At 66.7% G+C, this 276-nt stretch carries 1 protein-coding gene; it reads right to left on the bottom strand.

What is annotated here, in order from left to right:
* A partial coding sequence (locus SB717_RS35555) for a hypothetical protein (RefSeq protein ID WP_410907646.1) occupies positions 1–276 on the bottom strand: 276 nt, incomplete at both ends.

Here is a 276-nt window from a genome sequence, read left to right as displayed (position 1 = left end):
CCCGCAAGGTGCCCTGGCGGCGCAGTTCGAAGATGCTGCGGGCGGCCGGACGGATGGTCCAGGCAAAGAACGTGGCCATCAGCAGGGGGGCGAGATTGACGACCGAGATCGAGAGTCCGTACAGCGCACCCTCGCCTTCCGTCGCCGTCCACACCATGCAGCTGACCAGTGTCGCCAGCATCCCGATCCAGGCCCACAACGGACGCCCGCGTACGGCCATGTAGGCGTAGATGGCCGTCGATGCCCCCAGCGTCCACAGTTGCAGGTGGCCTTCCA

This window comes from Priestia sp. SIMBA_032 (genome assembly GCF_046535215.1).
GTDB lineage: Bacteria > Bacillota > Bacilli > Bacillales > Bacillaceae_H > Priestia > Priestia aryabhattai.
The sequence above is the reverse complement of the archived record's forward strand: the minus strand, read 5'-3'. Positions and strand labels throughout refer to the sequence as shown.